This is a genomic window from Enterobacter sp. 01-M-03-SI-ECC, assembly GCF_047530215.1.
Taxonomy (GTDB): domain Bacteria; phylum Pseudomonadota; class Gammaproteobacteria; order Enterobacterales; family Enterobacteriaceae; genus Enterobacter; species Enterobacter chengduensis.
Map to the genome: position 1 here is coordinate 1 of NZ_JBLKDA010000076.1, position 3,215 is coordinate 3,215.

Below are 3,215 nucleotides of genomic sequence, written 5' to 3' on the forward strand. Positions count from 1 at the left end.
CGGCCTACCGCTTCACGCACTGCGCTTCGCTTCATGTCAAGCACAACAGACGGTCGCATGCGCATCCTTTCTTATCGAAACTCGTTGAGATGATATGCAATCAAGAATAGAATTTCAAGAAGAAGGAAACCGCATGCCCCGCCGTTCGATCCTCTCCGCCGCCGAGCGCGAAAGCCTGCTGGCGTTGCCGGACACCAAGGATGAGTTGATCCGTCACTACACGTTCAGCGAAAGCGACCTCTCCATCATCCGGCAGCGGCGCGGCCCGGCCAATCGGCTGGGCTTCGCGGTGCAGCTCTGCTACCTGCGCTTTCCCGGCGTCATCCTTGGCGCTGATGAGCCACCGTTCCCGCCATTGCTGAGACTGGTCGCCAACCAGCTCAAGGTCGGCATCGAAAGCTGGGACGAGTACGGGCAGCGTGAGCAGACCCGACGCGAGCACCTGGTCGAGCTGCAAACGGTGTTCGGCTTCCAGCCGTTCACGATTGGCCACTACCGGCAGGCTGTCCAGTTGCTGACCGAGCTGGCCATGCAAACCGACAAGGGCATCGTGCTGGCCAGAGCCTTGATCGAGCACCTGCGGCGGCAGTCGGTCATTGTGCCCGCCCTCAACGCCGTCGAGCGGGCGAGCGCCGAAGCGATTACCCGCGCCAACCGGCGTCTCTACGACGCCTTGGCTGAGCCGCTGACGGACGTGCATCGCCGTCGCCTCGACGATCTGCTCAAGCGCCGCGACAACGGCAAGACGACGTGGCTGGCCTGGCTGCGGCAATCCCCGGTCAAACCGAACTCGCGGCACATGCTGGAACACATCGAACGCCTCAAGGCGTGGCAGGCGCTCGACCTGCCCTCCGGCATCGAGCGGCTGGTTCACCAGAACCGGCTGCTCAAGATCGCCCGCGAGGGCGGCCAGATGACGCCCGCCGACCTGGCGAAGTTCGAGCCGCAGCGGCGTTACGCGACCCTGGTGGCGCTCGCCATCGAGGGCATGGCCACCGTCACCGACGAAATCATCGACCTGCATGACCGCATCCTGGGCAAGCTGTTCAATGCCGCCAAGAACAAGCATCAGCAGCAGTTCCAGGCATCCGGCAAGGCGATCAATGCCAAGGTGCGGCTGTTCGGGCGCATCGGCCAGGCGCTGATCGAGGCCAAGCAAGCGGGCCGCGATCCGTTCGCCGCCATCGAGGCCGTCATGTCCTGGGATGCTTTCGCCGAGAGCGTCACCGAAGCGCAGCGGCTCGCGCAACCCGAGGACTTCGATTTCCTGCACCGCATCGGCGAGAGCTACGCCACGCTGCGCCGCTACGCGCCGGAATTTCTCGACGTGCTCAAGTTGCGGGCCGCGCCCGCCGCCAAGGACGTACTCGACGCCATCGAGGTGCTGCGCAGCATGAACAGCGACAACGCCCGCAAGGTGCCCACCGACGCGCCGACCGAGTTCATCAAGCCGCGCTGGCAGAAGCTGGTGATGACCGACACCGGCATCGACCGGCGCTACTACGAACTGTGCGCGCTGTCGGAGCTGAAGAACGCGCTGCGCTCCGGCGACATCTGGGTGCAAGGCTCGCGCCAGTTCAAGGACTTCGAGGACTACCTGGTGCCGCCCGCGAAATTCGCCAGCCTCAAGCAGGCCAGCGAATTGCCGCTGGCCGTGGCCACCGATTGCGACCAGTACCTGCATGACCGGCTGACGCTGCTGGAAACGCAGCTCGCCACCGTCAACCGCATGGCGCTGGCCAACGAGCTGCCGGACGCCATCATCACGGAGTCGGGCCTGAAGATCACGCCGCTCGATGCGGCGGTGCCCGATACCGCACAGGCCCTGATCGACCAGACGGCGATGATCCTACCGCACGTCAAGATCACCGAATTGCTGCTGGAGGTAGACGAATGGACGGGCTTCACCCGGCACTTCGCCCACCTGAAGTCAGGCGACCTGGCCAAGGACAAAAACCTGTTGCTGACCACGATCCTCGCCGACGCGATCAACCTGGGCCTGACCAAGATGGCGGAATCGTGCCCCGGCACGACCTACGCCAAGCTGGCCTGGCTGCAAGCCTGGCACATCCGCGACGAAACCTACGGGGCGGCACTGGCCGAGCTGGTCAACGCGCAGTTCCGACATCCCTTCGCCGAGCATTGGGGCGACGGCACCACGTCATCGTCGGACGGCCAGAACTTCCGCACCGGCAGCAAGGCCGAGAGCACCGGCCACATCAATCCGAAATACGGCAGCAGCCCAGGGCGGACGTTCTACACCCATATCTCCGACCAGTACGCGCCGTTCCACACCAAGGTCGTGAACGTCGGCGTGCGCGACTCGACCTACGTGCTCGACGGCCTGCTGTATCACGAATCCGACCTGCGGATCGAGGAGCACTACACCGACACGGCAGGGTTCACGGACCACGTCTTCGCGTTGATGCACCTGCTGGGCTTCCGCTTCGCCCCGCGCATTCGTGACCTGGGCGACACCAAGCTCTACATCCCGAAGGGCGATGCCACCTACGAGGCGTTGAAACCGATGATCGGCGGCACGCTCAACATCAAGCACGTCCGCGCCCATTGGGATGAAATCCTGCGGATGGCCACCTCGATCAAGCAGGGCACGGCGACGGCCTCGCTGATGCTCAGGAAGCTTGGCAGCTACCCGCGCCAGAACGGCCTGGCCGTCGCCCTGCGTGAGCTGGGACGCATCGAGCGCACACTGTTCATCCTGGACTGGCTGCAAAGCGTCGAGCTGCGCCGCCGCGTGCATGCCGGGCTGAACAAAGGCGAGGCGCGCAACGCGCTGGCCCGCGCCGTGTTCTTCAACCGCCTGGGGGAAATCCGCGACCGCAGCTTCGAGCAGCAGCGCTACCGGGCCAGCGGCCTCAACCTGGTGACGGCGGCCATCGTGCTATGGAACACGGTCTATCTGGAGCGGGCCGCGAACGCCTTGCGTGGCCACGGTCAAGCCGTCGATGACGGCCTGTTGCAGTACCTGTCGCCGCTCGGCTGGGAGCACATCAACCTGACCGGCGATTACCTCTGGCGCAGCAGCGCCAAGATCGGCGCGGGCAAGTTCAGGCCGCTACGGCCGCTGCAACCGGCTTAGCGTGCTTTATTTAATGAGATGGTCACTCCCTCCTTCCCAGTACTATGCTGAGGACAGGCTTTCATTCGGAGAACCATCATGGAAAACATTGCGCTTATTGGTATCGATCTGGGTA

General features: G+C 64.1%; 1 protein-coding gene. It reads left to right on the forward strand.

From position 1 onward, the window contains the following. Positions 1-133: 133 nt before the first annotated feature. Positions 134-3,100, forward strand: coding sequence for a Tn3-like element ISPa38 family transposase (locus ACMWKK_RS25985; protein WP_003100881.1), 2,967 nt, complete (start codon positions 134-136; stop codon positions 3,098-3,100). The last annotated feature ends 115 nt before the right edge of the window (positions 3,101-3,215 follow it).